A 17,700-nucleotide genomic window follows, 5' to 3' on the forward strand; every position below is an offset into this window, starting at 1 on the left:
CTAATTCGCAACTTAGTATGAGCCTCAGTTCTGTAAGCAACCCACGCTTATACAGTATTGAAGATCTTTATCAAGACCCCCAACTTCAACCGTTGGTATCGAAATTCGAGCAGACACGCATTCGTTCTATTTTAATCGTCCCGTTACAGTATCACAATCAATGTGTCGGATGCTTGAGTATTTTTCGTAATGAAATTGAAACAGAAAAGTTATGGGCAGGACATTGGCAACAAGATGAGCGAAACCACTTGCCAAGGCGATCTTTTGAAATCTGGCGAGAAATTAAACAAGGCCAAGCTCAAGCATGGAAACCAGATGAGATTAAGCTGGCTGATGCTTTGGGAACACATCTTTATCTAACTGTCATGCAGAAGCGTGTTGAAGAAACTCTTCGCCATCAATCTCTTCATGATCAGTTAACTGGTTTACCTAACCGAATGTTATTTCATAATCTCCTGACTTTGGCTTTGGCTCAAGCAGAGCATCAGGGTCAGAGCCTCGGTGTGATGTTTCTTGATTTAGATCGCTTTAAATTGGTCAACGATACTCTAGGTCATGCCGCAGGAGATTTGTTATTACAGCAAACCGCACAGCGACTCACCAGTTGTTTACGACCAGAAGATACGATCGCTCGTTGGGCAGGTGATGAGTTTACGATCTTGGTTCTTGATCTTCACTCTACTGAACAAGCGATTAGTATTGCTCAAAGAATTTTAAGAGCATTCGATGAGCCTTTCTATCTTGAAGGGCAGGAACTTTATATAAAATCCAGTATTGGGATCGCTTTTGCTCCTTATGATGGCAAAGATGCGGAAACTCTGCTTAAAAATGCTGATATCGCCATGTATCGGACTAAACAACAAGGCAAAAATAATTATCAACTTTATGCGCCCAGCATGAACACTAAAGCCTTAGAACGCTTAACCCTAGAAAACAATCTTTACAAAGCTTTAAAACGTGGTGAGTTTTTATTGCACTATCAACCGCAAATCGATTTAAACACGGGTCAAATCGTTGGCATGGAGGCTTTAATACGCTGGCAACGAGAGGGAGTAGATCTCATTCCACCTGATCAATTTATTCCCCTAGCAGAAGAGACTGGATTAATCGTAGCTATCGGTGAATGGGTGCTGCAAACTGCTTGTACTCAAAATCGCGCATGGCAATTAGCAGGGTTACCACCTTTGCGTGTCGCGATTAATCTTTCTGCTTGTCAGTTTCAGCAAGGTGATTTAGTACAAATTGTCACTCAGATTTTGCAACAAACCCAACTCGATCCTCAGTGTCTTGAATTAGAAATTACCGAAAGTATTGCGATGCAGGATGTTAGTTTAACAATCTCTGTTCTTAAAAAGCTCAAGGCAATGGGCATTTACATTTCAATTGATGATTTTGGGACTGGTTATTCTTCTTTAAGTACCCTTAGAGACTTTCCTGTTGATGCACTCAAGATCGATCAGTCTTTTATTCGGGAGCTTTGGACGCATTCTAGCAATAAAGCTATTGTTAAGTCTGTGATTGCTCTAGGACATGGTTTAGGATTAAAGTTAATCGCAGAGGGGGTCGAAACACCAGAACAACTCCAATTTTTGCGATCGCTTGGCTGTGATTTTGCTCAAGGTTATTTGATTAGTTGCCCACTGCCTACTCAAGCGGCTACTAAATACGGTTTTAGCTTGGCAAGATTTGTCTAAAAATTCAAAACCCATAGGCATCAGATACCTATGGGCTATCTTAAGAGCTTACTATTAACTTTTAACTCCATAAACTTGATCGTAATACGCCTGATAGTCCTTTGATAGTAAAGGCTGCCACCACTCACGATTATTCAGATACCAAATAATAGTTTGGCGTAAACCTCCCTCTATTGTTTCTTGGGGAGTCCATCCTAACTCTGTTTTAATTTTAGTCGCATCAATTGCATAACGGCGATCGTGTCCTGGGCGATCTTTAACAAAGGTAATTAATTCTTTCGAGGGTTTCACGGGTAAGTCTGGGGCTAATTCATCCATCAATTCACAAAGTTTATAGACGAGATCGATATTTTTGACCTCATTATTACCCCCAATATTATAGGTTTCGCCCGCTTGTCCTTTGTGAAGAACTGTATCTAATGCTTGACAATGATCCTTAACATATAACCAATCTCGAATATTTTGACCATCGCCATACACGGGAAGCGGTTTTCCCAAGAGGATATTAATACACATCAAGGGGATTAACTTTTCTGGAAAATGATACGCTCCATAATTATTAGAACAGTTCGTAATCAGAGTGGGCATTCCATAAGTATGATAATAAGCACGTGCTAGATGATCACTCCCCGCTTTTGATGCCGAATAGGGGCTATTAGGTGCATATGGGGTTGTTTCGGTAAAAGCTGGCGAATCTTGCTCTAAACTGCCGTAAACCTCATCTGTAGAGACATGAAGAAAACGATAGTGATCGGGTTTACCTTGTTCTTGCCAATACTGACGAAAACTCTCTAATAAGGTAAAAGTTCCAACTACATTAGTTTGAATAAAAGCATCTGGCCCTAAAATAGAACGATCAACATGAGATTCGGCTGCAAAATGGGCAACTGTATCGATGTTTTCTTCCCTAAACAAAGAGTCTACTAAAGAGCGATCGCAAATATTTCCTTGAACAAACCGAAAATTATTACTATCTTCCCATAAAGCCAATGTCTTGCGATTTCCCGCATAAGTCAAAGCATCTAGCACTACAACGCGATCATTGGGGTAAGTTTCGCACCAGTGATGCACAAAATTAGAACCAATAAATCCCGCACCACCTGTAATCAGTATCCGAGCCATATTTTAAGATTTTGTATAAGGTTTATAGAAAGAATAAGACTTTTCTAACAAAAATTTATGTTCAATGTAAATGCTCGCCTCTAGAAACAGATCTTGCATCTGGTCTTTTGAGAGTACCCTTAATTCTTTAATCATTTCTGTCCAAGCGGGTAATTTAGTTTCCCAAGACTTAATTAAACGATTAACCGATTGAACCTCAATCGCAAAAGCAATTTGTTGTTCTTGATTTCCAACGTCTTCGCTCACAGAATTACTGTAAACCAGATCGAACGATTTGTCAGCAAATATCTCACGAAGATCGGTTGATTTCCCTCAATATAATAATAGCGGGATAATTGATGATCTTGTTTTAAGCCATCGGGTAAATTAACAATCGTGACCTCAAAATCGTGTTCTAGCAAATCCCACATATAAGAACTGCCGCCTAAGTCAATAATTTTAGCTTGCTTAGGTGGCTTAACGAGTTTGAGAAAAGAAAGAAGACGTTGTGTTCGCCAATTTTGGACATAAGTTTGATTTTGATAAGCCCAATTATTCAATTTGCGGACAATAATTTGCATAATTGTTTTAAAAAGTTTTCGCCATTCAACACAACTTTAGTTTTCAGATTATGAACTAATAAATAGTTTCCTATTCAAGAAATCTAATTTTAAATACTATCAGTTTTTTGGCAAAATCTAACAATGATGACTAAAAGGCTAATGTTATTCTCTTGATTGCTTCAAAAAATCACAACAGCTAGGGGAATTGGTGATTAAAGGCTCAGATCACTTTCAGACTCCAAGCCCCTAATCCATACAATATAGTGTCAAATGGATTTCATCTTGGTTAATCGTTTGGCGATCGTTAAGATGAGAAACACTGACAACAAATACACAACGGCCAAAAGTATAATTAGGTGAGGCATTTTTTTAGGATCAGTTTAAATGAACGATTAAAAGGCGTAAGTTACCACAACCTGCTGAATTGCTCACTCTTAAGCGCGACAAAATCCTCGCCCACCATCTTTTACAAGCAAGCAAATTCCGAGCCTAAAAGCCCATTAATTCAGTTGAGTCAGCGACAAAATCGACTAACCCATCTTACTTTTTCAGAACCGCTAAGTATAAATTCTTAAGTAATAATTCTCAAGTCATTGTTTTTAGCTATTCAGTTCTGAACTTTAAGTCATATGGAAATTCTTAAAACCCTTTAACAATAGCCTAACATAAGTTATTCAAATTGAAACTAACTCTTAAGATGTTTGATCGCTTCATCAACGCTTCTATCAAAGGAATGAGACCTCATGGATCTCGGTCTTGGTGACCTCAAGCTCAAGAATCTATTTCCCAGTCTGGATAGGTTAGCTTAAAATAAATGTAAGGATATGTAAACTTTCGTAACTATCTCGCCAAATTGGCTGACTAATGATCACAACCACTTCTTCTATTTTTGCCCCCGTCGAAGCCGATCTCCGTCTATTGACCGATAATCTAACTAAACTGATTGGTGCGCGTCATCCCATTTTAGGAGCCGCTGCAGAACATTTATTTGGAGCAGGTGGGAAACGAATTAGACCTGCGATCGTCTTTTTAGTCTCACGGGCGACTTTACTCGATCAAGATCTGACAGCACGACATCGACGGTTAGCGGAAATAACCGAAATGATTCATACCGCTAGTCTAGTTCATGATGATGTTGTCGATGAAGCGCAACTGCGACGCAATGTACCAACCGTCAATAGTTTATTTGACAATCGAATTGCGGTATTAGCGGGTGACTTTCTCTTTGCTCAATCTTCTTGGTATTTAGCGAATTTAGATAATCTACAAGTTGTCAAACTTCTCTCAGAAGTCATTCGAGACTTTGCAGAGGGGGAAATTCAACAGGGAATCAATCGCTTTGATACCAGTTTATCGATCGAAGCTTATCTAGAAAAAAGTTATTATAAAACCGCTTCTTTGATCGCTAACAGTTCTAAAGCTGCTTGTGTTCTCAGCGATACTTCCAGCGAAGTTTCCGAACATATGTACTTATATGGACGAAATTTAGGACTTGCTTTTCAAATCGTCGATGATATTCTCGATTTCACATCACCAACAGAAGTTTTAGGCAAACCTGCTGGCTCTGATTTTATCAGTGGCATTATTACGGCCCCTGCTTTGTATGCCATGGAAGAAAATCCTTATTTAGAAATTTTAATCGAACGAGAATTTAGCGAAGACAACGATATTGAAAAAGCTTTAGCGATTGTTAAAGAAAGTAATGGAATTCAAAGAGCTAGAGATTTAGCTTTACATCATGCTCAACAAGCTTTACAGCATATCACTTGTCTTAAACCTTCGGCTTCGGCTCAAGCTTTAGTGGATTTAACTGATTATGTTTTAAGTCGTTTGTATTAATAACTCAAACTTTTTTAAATTCAAATAAGTGGTCATAACTTGATAAAAATAACCACTTGTTCAATTTTTGCTGATTATTTTTATAGATGTTCAATATTGCTTTTAGATAAACTCAGTTTTCTTTTTCTAGGTTCAATTACGTTGGAATTAACATTAAAATATTTAGTAGCTTTTCTCATATCAAATTTTAATAGATCAGTATTTCCTAAATTTTTGATAAATTTTGTTGGTTCTGGCTTAATCTCTAGAGCATTCATAATTTCGGATGCAATAGCTTTAGCTAAAAGGGGTGGAACTGAGTTACCAATTTGTCGAAATCCATGCCATTTTGTTGTATGAAATCTAAACCAATCTGGATAAGAATGTAAACGTGCAGCCTCACGAACCGTTATACATCTCGGTATAAAAGGATGAATGGGTCTTGGAGATGTAAAAGATCCTCTATTACTCGCGGTTCCTGCACGAAGTGTATTACAAATTCCGTTAGGGTGAAGTTTATAAAAACGGCTGATTGGTTCAGTTTTTCCATTGGGAGTATCAGCAAATCTTTGTACAGATTCTGGAGTATGTTTTGTTCTTAGACTTGATGTTAAGATTCTAGAGTCGTAATGACGTTGATAAGAATAATTATCACTTAGAAAATCAGCACAAATTTTTTTTACATAATCGCTTGATTTTCCGAAATCTGCTATTATCCAGTCTTTTTCATATAATTCTGGATAGTTTTCTATGATTGGTAAATCTTGAATGGCTTCCCAAACAGTTGGACATAATGGTAATTCCTGAGCTAATTTAGAAGTTTTAATTGTAGCAGATTTAGTAATTTTCGCAGGATAATTAGGTAGTTTTAAATCAGAGCGACAACCCATTAAAAATAATCTTTGGCGATTTTGAGGTACGCCATATTCAGAAGCATTTAACACTCGGTAATCATGACACACTTGATAGCCATTATCTTCAAATTTATTAATAATTTCAATAATAAATTTTTGATGTTGACCGATAGTCATTCCTTTGACATTCTCTAAAACAAAAAATTTAGGTTGTAGTTCTAATACTAATCTAATGTAATGATAGACTAAAGTATTTCTCTCATCATCTAAAGATCGTTTTCCAATTATCGAAAATCCTTGACAGGGAGGCCCACCAAAAACCACATCAATTTCTTGCTCCCCAATAGCAGAGCGTTTTCTAATTTCGTCTCCTGTAGTATCAATAATACTTTTACAGAGAACATTCCAAAAAGGAAAATTAAACTGATGTATCGCGCAGTGAATTGGATCAATTTCGACGGATGCCAAGACATCAAAACCAGCTTGCTCAAAACCTAATGTCATTCCACCCGCACCAGCAAATAAATCGACAGCGATCGGTCTATACTGTTTTTGATGATGGATCATATGATTGATAACTTTTTGAGGTATTGAGCAAAAACATGATTATAATCACATTTTGACATCCTCCCCTCCGTAAACGGAGGAGATTCCCTTAAAACAGACTTAACTGTACTGCTTTAAAGGTGGTTGACGCTTCACAGACTGTTGCTACCTTTGACGGTGGTAGTCTTACACTGTCTCCACGTCCGTTTAAAGTCTCAGTATGCCCTACCGCGACGTTTAATATATTGACTGAAGCGTTAATATCACGGTCTAGTTCTGCGCCACAAAACAGACAATTCCATTCACGAATATTTAACGCTTTTTTACCACCGATTTCACCACAGCACGAACATCTTTGGCTTGTTGGCTCCCATCTATCAATGACTCGGAAATCCCGTCCGTACATTATTGATTTAGCCTCTAGCATAGCCCGAAAACTTCGCCATCCTAAATCTGAAATACCACGAGACAATTTACGGTTTTTGATTAGTCCACTGACGTTTAAATTTTCTAGAACTATCGTTTGGTTTTCACGAATAATTTTAGTAGACAACTTATGGAGAAAATCAGTTCTTGTGTTTTTGATTTTTGCGTGAAGTTTGGTTACTCTTTTTCTTGCTACCTCACGCCGCTTACTTCCCTTTTGTTTCCTAGATAAATTTCTTTGTAGCGACTTAAGTCTTTTCAGTCGTTTCTTTAAAGGCTTTGGTGCTTTGACCTTTTCCCCTGTACTCAAAGTAACAAAATCAGTAATGCCTAAATCAATTCCCACTGATTGATTATTGTCTTTTAAGGGAAAAAGATTAATCTCAACAACAAAGCTTAAGAAATACCTACCAGCACAATCTTTAATGATAGTTACACTCGATGGCTCACTAGGTAGGGGACGGCTCCATTCAATTTTAAGCTTACCTATTTTGGTTAAATAGACATTGTGCTGTCCGACTTTAAAGCCACCTATTCTAAATCTAGCTGATTGATTAGAACTACGTTTCTTGAACCTTGGTAGCCTGACTTTCTTCCCTTTTCTTTTTCCTTTACAAGATGCAAAGAAATTAGAGAAAGCTTGACCTAAATCTTTAATAGATTGTTGCAAAGGAATGTTAGAAACGTCTTTTAACCATTCTCTATTTTTGGACTTTTTAGCTTGAGTGATAAACCGCTTTTGTAGTTCACTTTCTCCTATATATTTATTTCCTTTCTGATAAGACTCTTGACAGAAAGCTAACGCATCATTCCACACGACTCTACAGCAGCCAAACAATTGAGCTAAGGCTGTTTTCTGAGTGTTGGTTGGGTAGACGCGGTAGCGATAACGTGCTTTCATAGAGATATTATATCACATAATCCCTGTATACTTCCCATGAAAACCAGAGTAGATTTTTATATAGAACTTGAAGAAAAACAGCATTTAGAAGACTATTGCAAAGCAACAGGAAGAACCAAGACAGATGTTTTAAGGGAATTAATTAGAAAACTCAAAATCCCTAAAAAGCCGTCGTTTTACGACGGGGCTTGTACCCATTTTTTTGGTCAAAAATTTAATCAATAACGATGCTGCAGCTACTCAGTATGATTACTCATTGACTCATGGGATCTAAAATTCGACAATGACAGGGGTATGATCACTTGGTTTTTCCAGTTTTCGGGGTTCGATGTCAATTTTACAACTAAAGGCTTGCTCGTATAACCTAGGAGTGAGGTAAATGTGATCAATGCGCCATCCTCTATTTTTAATAAAACCTGCGCTACGATAATCCCACCAACTAAAATGATTACCTTCTGTGGTAAACTTTCTAAAAGCATCTTGTAAACCAACCGACAAAACATTTTGTAATGCTTGTCTTTCGGCTGGAGAAGACAAAATATGGTTTTCTTTTCCTTGGGGATCATAGATATCTTTATCTTCTAAAGCAATATTAAAATCACCACAGACACATAGTTCTTGTGAGGTTTTATTCCGTAGTTCAGTCAAATAATCTTTTAGTAGTTCTAACCAAAATAGTTTAAATTCATATTTTTCGCTACCTATTTCAGAACCGTTAGGAACGTAAAGATTAATGATTCGTACTTGGTTAATCACGCCTGTAATCACACGTTTTTGTACATCAAATTTTTCCCCTTTAGTTTCGCCTAAAATGGAAGCAAAACCCATACTAACATCTTCGAGTGGAGTACGACTAATTAGTGCAACTCCGTTATAAGCTTTTTGACCCGAAATATAGAGATAAAATCCTAATTCTTCAAAAAGTGTTTTGGGGAAATCTGAGTCAATTACTTTGGTTTCTTGTAGACATAAGACATCAACTGGATTACTTTCTAACCAATTAATAACATGAGTTATGCGCGTTCGTATTGAATTGACATTCCAAGTAGCAACCAGCATTTTAAGTGATTTTTGTTGAATTTGTGTATAGTATCTTACTATTTTAAACACAAACTCACCAATTCAAAAAGTACTTTTGTTCAATTGATATAAGTTGTTATAATTCTGCTCAAGAACGTAGGTTTTTCTACTGTGTGAGCTAAAAGACATAATTAAACTAATTTTTTTCTAAATCAAGTGCTATTTTATACCAAAAAGATTATTTCTTTTGCGGATGGTAAAAATAAATAAATTTGTTAATCTAGGAGATGTGGAGAGTTATAACTATATTGAGTTGAGGTATCAGTAGAAATACTCGTCTAGCCCTTATATTTAGTATAGAGTGTAACAATCTTCAATCGGTTAATATGTTAGATTACTCCTCCCTTGCACGCTTTTAATTTTGGGTTTGATTGAATCCTATCCTTAGCTTAATGTGTTTAATTGCACCTGAGTTTGAGGTGGGATAAAACTGGCTGAAAAAAGACGATTTTTTAGGTATGTTTCTTGTTAGTGGAACCTAATGGCTTATTTCTTGTCTACGCATACACAAAGAATACTGATTCTGTACTTTCAACATCTTGACTATGCAAAAACCACATCCCTAACTATTTTTCAGTTAGCGGGCTATGTTATGACAAGAGTAAAAGAACATAAGCTCAAAACTTCCAGAAAAATACTTAAGTAAATCATCCCATTTTTAGACAAACAATCATATTTTCTGTAAAAACGCCTGATTAAACAGTAGAAGTAATTGGGAAACCTAGTAAATAGATAAAAGTAAAAAACGTATCGAGGTTTATATGAGTGTCACAGAGTTTGCAATTAAACATCTTGTTTTTAGCCACTGGGTTGAACCGATACAAGCTAAAAAACAAACCACTAAATCTTTTAGGGAAAAAATCAATCTTGTGAATATTGTACGGCAATGGATTAACGATCTTGAGATCAACAGTCCGAAACTAGCTCACAAAATTTGTCATTTAATTCCTGCACAATGTCCCTTTGCTCGAAAAATTCAGTTTTTGGGTCGAACTATTGTAAGTATTCCTCCTTTATGCAAGATTAACCCAGTTTATGACGAATTGATGATGTTACGTTTTCGTGCATTATCCTATCTAGCCGACGTATGTGGTGAAGATATCAGTGCTTATTGCTAAGATTGAAAAGCATCTTTTTTATCTTGGCAGTCGGAAAACGCCGTATCTATGGCTATTATTGCACTAAAAGCTTGGTATTTGGAACATTATGAGCCAGTGAAAGACGTTGTAAAGCGTCCCCACGACTTACGTTTAAACCGTAATAGTTTGCTCAAGTCTGGTTTAAGAGCAGATTTTTTAGAGGATAGTTTAGAAGTCCAAACGTCCCCTTGGTTTCAACGCTACTTAGAGGGAGATACTGTCGAATTTTATATCGAGGGAAGTGGTGGTTATGCCATTTCTAACATTGATCTGATTTCCCATGAGATTTATTTTACTAAACAAGATATTTCCGCATGGTTAGAGCCGATTATTTATTTTAGTCCTCAATCTCAGTATCCTGATTCTAGCGAAGCGTTACGGGAAACGCTAGAAACGACGATCGCAACAATTAACAAACGTTCTCGTTATTCTCTGAGTATAGAAGAGACAGAATATCCGAAAAATGCGCCTTTGAGATTAAGTGACGCACAATTACGGAAAATTAGGAAAAGTTTACTTTTTATTGCTGACAGTACACCCATTCAGGTTGTAAACTCAACTTTGCTCCCTAATCCTAATGTATGCGTTGAATTAGGGTATGCTATTAGTACGAAACAAGCGGGACAAATTTTATTGACCTATCAACAGCGACCCGAATTTAAGGGAGAATTTTCTTTTGACTTTCCGCAATATCAACAATTAAAGTACACTTCTGTAACAGAATTGAAAAAAACCCTACCCTCAGTGATAGAAACATTACTACAACGTTTTAATCTGACATCGTAATAAACATATGAGTAGAAAACCAGACGAATACGCGATCTTTATCCTCCTCAACAGTGGTCACCGAGAAGAAGTACGGTTTAGTAGTATTCAAGACTTTCAGAAATGGTATAGCGGTGAGTTAGTCCCTAAAAGTGACTCCGACGACTTTATCAATGTTCCTATTCGGAATATTCAAGGTGAATATATGGTCATTCGTCCTTCGAGTATTGTCGGTATTCGCGTTGAACCGATCTTTTTTGGGAGTGTCGAACGTCTATAAAAAAGTCGTTTTAGTTAGAGTTCCATGTTCAAAATTGCTATTCTCTTGTTGAGTGTCTTTACTTTACTTCCCTGTGGACTGATTGCCCAAAATAGTCCTTTAAATAAAGTTGAACCTCGTCAGTTAGAATCCTCCTTAGGATGGGATGATCAAATCTGGGGTCGTTTAGGTAAAAATGGCGATCGCAAAGCTTTACTAAAAGCCATTGATCATAGCTTAAAATATCTTAATAGTTCTAAAGCAGTCCAAGATTATCAAAATTATCCCATCTCTGGCATCACCCGCGATCGTGTTAAACGTTCTTTAATTCGCTTTCGTCAACTTGTTGTTTCTTCACGCACACCCGAACAATTACAAGCTGCTGTGAAAAAAGAATTTGTTTGGTATCAGTCTAGCGGAAACGATAATTTAGGGACAGTTGCTTTTACAGGATATTTTGAACCCATTTACCAAGCGAGTCGCAAACCCACCGCAGAATATCGCTATCCACTTTATCGCAAACCAAAAAACTTTGAACAATGGAAAAAACCCCATCCAACCCGTAGCGAATTAGAAGGAAACGATGGGTTAAAAGGTGCAAAAAGTCCCCTTGCTGGATCTGAGTTAGTTTGGTTCAAAGATCGTATAGAAGCTTATTTGGTACAGGTTCAGGGTTCAGCAAAATTACGTCTAAGTGATGGAAAAATGATGGGTATTGGGTTTGATGGCAGTACCGACTATCCTTATACCAGTATTGGAAAAGAATTAATTAAAGATGGGATCTTTCCTCCAAAGGGGTTAACCTTACCAATGGTAATCGATTATCTGCGGACTCACCCCGAACAACTTCAGAATTATTTACCCCGCAATAACCGTTTTATCTTTTTTAAAGAAACCTTTGGCGCACCCGCCACAGGTAGTATAGGAGTACCAGTCACCGCCGAGCGATCAATTGCTACTGATAAATCTATTTTGCCACCTGGTGCATTAGCAGTCATTCAAACGTCTATACCCATCGTGACGCAACAAGGAGAAATGGAAACCCGTGAAGTGAGTCGTTATGTTTTAGATCAAGATACAGGAAGTGCGATCAAAGGTGCGGGGAGAGTCGATATATTTATGGGAACAGGGAAAATAGCTGGCGATCGTGCTGGTTTGATTAATCATACGGGGAAGCTATATTATTTATTATTAAAGTGAAATCACTCGACGGCTGAAAAGAACTATTTTTATAGTACAGATTAAAAGACCCATAGGTGTATTGTTCCTATGGGTTTTTAATCAAAAATGTTACTAGATTAAAGTAATAAAACTAAGAGCCAGTAATCGATAGTTCTTCTATCCAAATCCGAGGACAAATTCCACTTGGTGTTATTTCTGCTTCAGATTCAACAAAAATAATCGATTTTAGGAGAGATAAAAAGTCACCCGCTACAGTGGCAGAATCAATACTGGTGTATTCACCTTTGTTGACTAACCAACCATCAAACGGTAAGGAAAAAGACCCCTGTAGAGAATTAACCCCTGCGTGAAGTGCTTGTAAATTATCGATGTAGATGACATTTTCAGCATCTTCTAGACGATAGGTTTGGTTTGCTGCTTTGGCTGCATAAACATGATAAAAATGTGAGCTAACACCAACCTTTGCTCCAATGCTACCATGTCCAGTCGGTTCAGCATTCATCCGTTTAGCCGTAATTGTGCTGTGGAGGAAATTCGTTAAAATACCCTGTGAAATTAGAGTAATTTTACGAGTCGGTGTACCTTCTCCATCAAACGTTTCAGCCGAAATATTATCAGGATGAAGTGCGTTATCATCTACAGATAAATAAGATGAGGCAATTTGTGTACCTAATGATTCTGGAGTGGATAAACTTTGCTTATCGAGGATACTTTGTGCATTAAATAAATTAGAAAATCGACCAAATAGACTCAAAAAAGCACGAGGAGAGAAAACAACGCGATATTTACCTGTTTTAATGGGTTGATAGTCAAGATGGCTAATGGTTTTGCTGACTGCTTCAGTGATACATCCATTAATATCAAGTTCTGGTAAACTGTGACTGATTTTAAATGCACCTGCACTTCTCGGCTTTTTACCGTCTTGCTCCGTTTTCGTGTACAAATAAATAGAGGTATAAGCGCGGGTTTCTTCTCGTAATGCACCGCCACTATTAAGGTAAAAACGGTTGCCGTCTTGTTGGCCTAAACCGTTATAGGGTACACTTTCAATGGCAGGATGAGCATCAATGACTGTTTTTTCTGCATCGATCAGTTTTTCAATGAGTTCTGATACAGGTGCTAGAACCGCATCGTTTTGAGGTAGATTTGCTGTGGGTTCTTTAGCTTGGGGACTAAAATCAGGTACATTTTCTTTAACCCCAAAAAAACTAGCCTCATAAGCTGTTTTTAGGGCTAATTTTAATCCAGATGGATCAACATCAGTAGTAGAAGTGACACCCACTTGATGATCTTGATTCCACACTCTAACAATAACACTAGAACGGTTAGACGCTTGTACCTGCTTCGGTTCTCCCTGAAACACTTCGACACTGGTATCGTCTACTGATGAACCGTAGATGTCGTATTTATTGATACCGAGTTCATGTGCGATCGTTGCGGCACTTTGAGCAATTTCTTCAACCTTGGGCATACTTTAAATATTGACGCTTGCTTTATCTCTAGTCTATCGTTGTTTCCACTAAAGGCGGGCGAACCATTAAATAAATTGCCGATCCAAGTAAAGGAACTAAAGAAACCAACCAAAATAAACTCTCATTCTTAAGTCCACGTCGTTCCATATCATCTTTTAATAAAATGGGAAAAAGCAGACATAATAAACAAAAATCTAAACTCATGACGTGAATAAATCGGCTAGTTTGCCACTGTTGAATAAAATCATTCCAGTCACCTTGAGTAACAGCATAAAGCAAAAATGCCGCAGTTCCTAACGTTACGGATAAACCTAACCAACGTGAATCTAAGATTTTGAGTAAAAGTGTTTTGTTTCCATCAAATTCGTGATTAGGTTGACGCAAAATTAAATAGGGTAAAATTGCAAAAGCACCAACCGCAAATGATACAGTAGCAAAGGGCCAAGCAGGTATTTTTTGCATTTTTCCATCCGCAAAAATTACACCAGCATAAATCAGTGGCCAAATGCCCATAATATTAAATAAACTGATAATAATTGGATTAATTCCTTCCCATTTTCCCGTACTTAGATTTTTAATTAGTTCAAGGGTATCGGGTTGATTAGGTGGCGAAAAGAAAAATGCATAAATCACAAATGATAGCCACAGTAAAGTTAGAAAGATTTTTTGAGTCATCATGTTGAACAATTTAGATAAAATGTAGGGGTTTGGTCTCCAAACCCAAATTATTATAATTAGCTTGCTCGAATTTGTTGAAAACGCAGTTTGAATTCTTTTTGTTGTTGGTTATGATCGACAATAGGCTCAGGATAATTACAACGAGCGCGTTCTAAAGGTGGAATTTTACCTGTTACTAATTCTGCCGTATCAACTGAACTCAATTCAGGTACCCATTGACGAATATATTCACCTTCAGGATCAAATTTTTGGGCTTGAGATGCAGGATTAAAAATACGCAAAGGTTTAGGATCCATGCCACTTGATGTAGTCCACTGCCATCCACCATTATTAGCAGATAAGTCACCATCAAACAGCTTTTGCATAAAATATTTTTCCCCTAATTTGCCATTAATGATTAAATCTTTGGTCAAAAAACTAGCAACAATCATTCGACAACGGTTGTGCATCCAACCAATTTCATTCATCTGACGCATTGCCGCATCAACTATGGGATAACCCGTTTTTCCTTCACACCAAGCTTGAAAATGTTCCTCACTATTTTCCCAAGGAAAATCGTTAAATTCTTTGCGATAAGGGCCATGAGCCAGTTCTGGAAAAAAGTACATACAATGTTGATAAAATTCTCGCCAAGCTAATTCTTGTTGCCATGCTTTAACACTATTTCTTACTTCGTCACTACGGCTATTTTCCATCACTTGAATTGTTGCTTGCCATACGGTACGAATGCCAATTGCACCAAATTTCAAGGCAGCACTGAGTTGAGATGTTCCATCAATTGCAGGAAAATTTCTTTGTTCTTGATACTCATTAATAGCACGATCTCGACGAGATCCGCTTCGCGGTGCGCAAAATTCTTCCAATCGCTCTAATGCTGGTTGTTCACCTGGTTCTAACACTAAAGGATTATCCCAAATAAATCCTAAATCCTTAGCCGTCGGTAAATTAATACTTCCTACTTTTTTAGCCAAATCATCTTCTTGTTGCGTTAATCCTTGTAAATCTTCTATCTTCTGAGTTGGTGTCGCTTTTTTTTGTTGGTTCCAATTTTTCCAAAATGGGCCATAAACGGTATAAACTTTCTTCGACTGAGTAACAATATCTCCAGGTGCGTGTAGAAGTTGATCCCAAAAATTCCTAAACTTAATTCCTTTTTCTTTTAGAGATTCAATAACTTTACTATCTCTTTCTTTAGCGTAGGGTTCAATATCTAAATTCCAAAATACACCTTGTACTTGTAACGTTTCTGCTAGGATTGGAATAATTTGACTGGGTTCACCTTTAAAAATTAATAACTGACTGCCAATACTTTGATAATGTTTTTGTAATTCTCTTAAACAACCGATCATGTATGTCACTCTGGCAGGTGCAACGGCATCTCCAGTTAGAAGAGTTGGATCGAGGCAAAAAACACCGACAATTTTTGAAGTTTGTTGATAGGCGGTTGCTAAACCAATATTGTCAAAGATGCGTAAATCTCGACGATGCCAAAATAAAATTAAATCCGTCATGAAGCATTCCTAAAACAGCTAGTTTAATTGTACTAAATTTTATTGACAGTACATAAAGCAAAATCTACTTTTTTTCTCTACTTTTTGCCCTCTGTCTAGAGTATTAAACCAAATAAACGAAAGCTATGCCGATTTCTCAACATAGCCTGTAAATAATAAAGCTAGTTTGTTTTTTACTAAGCAGTAGGACGACCTTCAGCAAAACCAGATAAGATATAGTGCTGTGTCGGGTCAAGTCCTGCTGGAACAAAGGGAATTAAATCAGGATTCGCGTTAAGATAGGCGTTTGGGTCAAAGGTGATTTGTCGTCTCTCACCGAGTCCATTAAACAGATAATGATTAGAAGCCGATTCGATTTTAGCTGCATAATCTGGAATGTATTCAAAGGCGGTAATTAAATCTCCGTAGGATGCTAAATAGCGATCGCTTGGAAACTCACTAGGATTACGACCTTCAGGTGCAAAACCATTAGTAATAAAATGCTGAGTTCCTGCGGCGGTATCATTACCAAAAGCATCTCGTAAATCATCATAAGAAATTAAATAACGCACGGGATCAAAGGCAGTTGTCGGACGACCTTCAACATAACCATTATTAATGTAATGTAGAGTTGCTTCCACACCATTCAAGCCAAAAGTATTAATTAAATCACCACCTGTCACATAACTAGAGGCAGTATAGCGATACTCGTCAAAAGTATCTACTTGACGACCTTCAAAACGACCCGATGTTAAATAATGATTCGTCAAGAATCCTAAATCATAACCCGCGTTAATGTAAAAAGGAATTAAATCTGGATTAGACGCGCCATAGGATGCGGGATCAAAAACAGGATCAATAACTGTGACCGTAAAAGTATCTTGAACTTGTTCCCCTGTTAAATTGGTCGCAACAATTGTAATTTCTGCTGAGCCAATTTGATTGGGAAGATAATCGAGTAGAATGTCTTGACCGTTAATAATGACATTAACTAAGTCTGGATTAGAATTATCTGCTAGTGTAAATTGAAGTTCATCCGCTTGAGCTACAGTGATTTGACTAAAACGGACATAATTATCAGGACTGTTTACCGTAGGGTTAGCAGAGTCAAGAAATAAAGGAATCGAGTTAAAGGTTTGATTGGGGTTAAAGACAGGTACAGCAGCGATCGCATCAATAGTTGTCAGATCAGCACTAGATAAAACCTGACCAAAAACGGTAAAGCCTCCGTTTTGGTTATCAAGGTTGCTAGAATTATTAGCCAAGTTAAAAAACCATTGACTTGTCGCACTATTAGGATCACCACCCTGTTTAGCCATCGCAATTGTGCCGCGTAAATTAGAGCGAATTGGGCTAAACTCATTTTGAACAGGGGGATTAGTCGTAATTGGGATCGGTGTTCTATCCTCAACAGTATAGCCTCCCCCTTGAATGACGAAGTTTTGTACAGAGCGATGGATAATTGAATTCACATAGTCGCCATCGTTGACATAATTTTCAAAATTCTGAGTGGTTAAAGGTGCGCCTGCCCCTGCTTGGTCAAATAAAACAATATTAATTGTGCCATTGCCCAAAGATGTATTATAAAGTTGGAAATTAGCTACTCGTCCTGTTGTGAGCGGATCATCAAAATTACTCAGTAAATTAAATGATGTTTGGTCGGTATTAATGTTGACAGTGACATCGCCGATCGGATTGATATTAATCGTCATAAATTATTTTTTAATTGCTA

General features: G+C 37.4%; 17 protein-coding genes. 7 read left to right on the forward strand and 10 right to left on the reverse strand.

Annotated features, from left to right (window positions below; all coding sequences use genetic code 11):
• A partial coding sequence (locus CFPU101_RS16190) for a bifunctional diguanylate cyclase/phosphodiesterase (RefSeq protein WP_206816376.1) occupies positions 1 to 1,694 on the forward strand: 1,694 nt, incomplete at its 5' end.
• Positions 1,695 to 1,748: 54 nt separating this feature from the next.
• On the opposite strand, the gene rfbB is transcribed toward CFPU101_RS16190, so the two are convergent.
• From rfbB to CFPU101_RS16205, 3 genes are read right to left on the reverse strand one after another with little or no spacing between them, the layout of a single operon-like run.
• Entirely contained in the window at positions 1,749 to 2,816 is a 1,068-nt protein-coding gene (gene rfbB / locus CFPU101_RS16195; RefSeq protein WP_206816377.1) for a dTDP-glucose 4,6-dehydratase, read from the reverse strand.
• A 3-nt stretch (positions 2,817 to 2,819) separates the two neighbouring features.
• Entirely contained in the window at positions 2,820 to 3,062 is a 243-nt protein-coding gene (locus CFPU101_RS16200; protein ID WP_206816378.1) for a hypothetical protein, read from the reverse strand.
• Entirely contained in the window at positions 3,059 to 3,376 is a 318-nt protein-coding gene (locus CFPU101_RS16205) for a hypothetical protein (protein ID WP_206816379.1), read from the reverse strand. The genes CFPU101_RS16200 and CFPU101_RS16205 overlap by 4 nt, the downstream gene beginning before the upstream one ends.
• An 846-nt stretch (positions 3,377 to 4,222) precedes the next feature.
• On the opposite strand from CFPU101_RS16205, the gene sds reads away from it, so the two are divergent.
• Positions 4,223 to 5,197, forward strand: coding sequence for a solanesyl diphosphate synthase (gene sds, locus CFPU101_RS16210; RefSeq protein WP_206816380.1), 975 nt, complete (start codon positions 4,223 to 4,225; stop codon positions 5,195 to 5,197).
• 80 nt (positions 5,198 to 5,277) lie between these two features.
• Here the strand turns inward: sds and CFPU101_RS16215 are convergent, their stop codons facing one another.
• Positions 5,278 to 6,597, reverse strand: coding sequence for a DNA cytosine methyltransferase (locus CFPU101_RS16215; RefSeq protein ID WP_206816381.1), 1,320 nt, complete (start codon positions 6,595 to 6,597; stop codon positions 5,278 to 5,280).
• Between the two features lie 88 nt (positions 6,598 to 6,685).
• On the reverse strand, positions 6,686 to 7,903 hold the full coding sequence (locus CFPU101_RS16220; protein WP_206816382.1) for an RNA-guided endonuclease TnpB family protein: 1,218 nt from the start codon (positions 7,901 to 7,903) through the stop codon (positions 6,686 to 6,688).
• 36 nt (positions 7,904 to 7,939) lie between these two features.
• Here CFPU101_RS16220 and CFPU101_RS16225 point away from each other — a divergent pair, with 36 nt between their 5' ends.
• The gene (locus tag CFPU101_RS16225; RefSeq protein ID WP_206816383.1) at positions 7,940 to 8,128 is read left to right on the forward strand and encodes a CopG family transcriptional regulator; all 189 of its coding nucleotides are present in this window, start codon (positions 7,940 to 7,942) and stop codon (positions 8,126 to 8,128) included.
• A gap of 45 nt (positions 8,129 to 8,173) precedes the next feature.
• Here the strand turns inward: CFPU101_RS16225 and xth are convergent, their stop codons facing one another.
• Positions 8,174 to 8,962, reverse strand: a complete 789-nt coding sequence (gene xth / locus CFPU101_RS16230) for an exodeoxyribonuclease III (RefSeq protein WP_206816384.1) — start codon at positions 8,960 to 8,962, stop codon at positions 8,174 to 8,176.
• Positions 8,963 to 9,744: 782 nt separating this feature from the next.
• Between xth and CFPU101_RS16235 the strand changes: the two genes are divergently transcribed.
• Genes CFPU101_RS16235 through CFPU101_RS16250 form a run of 4 tightly spaced genes read left to right on the forward strand, consistent with a single transcriptional unit; the run spans position 9,745 to position 12,346 of the window.
• Positions 9,745 to 10,101, forward strand: a complete 357-nt coding sequence (locus CFPU101_RS16235) for a Mo-dependent nitrogenase C-terminal domain-containing protein (protein ID WP_206816385.1) — start codon at positions 9,745 to 9,747, stop codon at positions 10,099 to 10,101.
• A gap of 48 nt (positions 10,102 to 10,149) precedes the next feature.
• Positions 10,150 to 10,908 carry a hypothetical protein gene (locus CFPU101_RS16240; RefSeq protein WP_206816386.1) on the forward strand — a complete coding sequence of 253 codons (759 nt, stop codon included), beginning with the start codon at positions 10,150 to 10,152 and terminating at the stop codon, positions 10,906 to 10,908.
• 7 nt (positions 10,909 to 10,915) lie between these two features.
• Positions 10,916 to 11,167: a hypothetical protein gene (locus tag CFPU101_RS16245; RefSeq protein ID WP_206816387.1), complete on the forward strand. Its 252-nt coding sequence runs from the start codon at positions 10,916 to 10,918 to the stop codon at positions 11,165 to 11,167.
• Positions 11,168 to 11,212: 45 nt separating this feature from the next.
• On the forward strand, positions 11,213 to 12,346 hold the full coding sequence (locus tag CFPU101_RS16250; protein WP_374191966.1) for a murein transglycosylase A: 1,134 nt from the start codon (positions 11,213 to 11,215) through the stop codon (positions 12,344 to 12,346).
• Between the two features lie 112 nt (positions 12,347 to 12,458).
• Here CFPU101_RS16250 and CFPU101_RS16255 read toward each other — a convergent pair whose 3' ends face one another.
• From CFPU101_RS16255 to CFPU101_RS16270, 4 genes are all read right to left on the reverse strand, one after another.
• The gene (locus CFPU101_RS16255; protein WP_206816389.1) at positions 12,459 to 13,799 is read right to left on the reverse strand and encodes a TldD/PmbA family protein; all 1,341 of its coding nucleotides are present in this window, start codon (positions 13,797 to 13,799) and stop codon (positions 12,459 to 12,461) included.
• Positions 13,800 to 13,827: 28 nt separating this feature from the next.
• The gene (locus CFPU101_RS16260; protein ID WP_206816450.1) at positions 13,828 to 14,475 is read right to left on the reverse strand and encodes a DUF2834 domain-containing protein; all 648 of its coding nucleotides are present in this window, start codon (positions 14,473 to 14,475) and stop codon (positions 13,828 to 13,830) included.
• A 59-nt stretch (positions 14,476 to 14,534) separates the two neighbouring features.
• Positions 14,535 to 15,989 carry an FAD-binding domain-containing protein gene (locus tag CFPU101_RS16265; protein ID WP_206816390.1) on the reverse strand — a complete coding sequence of 485 codons (1,455 nt, stop codon included), beginning with the start codon at positions 15,987 to 15,989 and terminating at the stop codon, positions 14,535 to 14,537.
• 176 nt (positions 15,990 to 16,165) lie between these two features.
• Positions 16,166 to 17,680, reverse strand: a complete 1,515-nt coding sequence (locus CFPU101_RS16270) for a peptidylprolyl isomerase (protein ID WP_206816391.1) — start codon at positions 17,678 to 17,680, stop codon at positions 16,166 to 16,168.
• Between the last annotated feature and the right edge of the window lie 20 nt (positions 17,681 to 17,700).

Origin of the sequence: Chroococcus sp. FPU101, assembly GCF_017312365.1 — a bacterium.
Taxonomy (GTDB): Bacteria; Cyanobacteriota; Cyanobacteriia; order Cyanobacteriales; family Microcystaceae; genus Chroococcus.